This is a genomic window from Aquabacterium sp. A08 (assembly GCF_011742065.1).
This window is the reverse complement of sequence record NZ_JAAQQT010000157.1, coordinates 1-302: the sequence shown is the minus strand read 5'-3', so window position 1 is coordinate 302 and position 302 is coordinate 1. Positions and strand designations below refer to the sequence as shown.

The 302-nt window shown below is 62.6% G+C and carries 1 pseudogene; it reads left to right on the top strand.

Annotated elements, in window-relative coordinates:
• A pseudogene (locus tag HA630_RS00890) lies at positions 1-302 on the top strand (translational GTPase TypA); the annotation flags it as partial.

Genomic DNA, 302 nt, shown 5'->3' with positions numbered 1-302 from the left:
TCCGGCCTGATCTCCAACATCTTCGACAGCTACGAGCCGCACAAGGGCGAGATTGCCAGCCGCAAGAACGGCGTGCTGATCTCCATGGACGACGGTGAAATCTTCACCTACGCCCTGGGCAAGCTGGACGACCGCGGCCGCATGTTCGTCAAGGCCGGCGACCCGGTGTACGAGGGCATGATCGTCGGCATCCACAGCCGCGACAATGACCTCATCGTCAACGCCACCCGCACCAAGCAGCTGACCAACTTCCGCGTGTCGGGCAAGGAAGACGCGGTGAAGATCACCCCGCCGATCGAGCT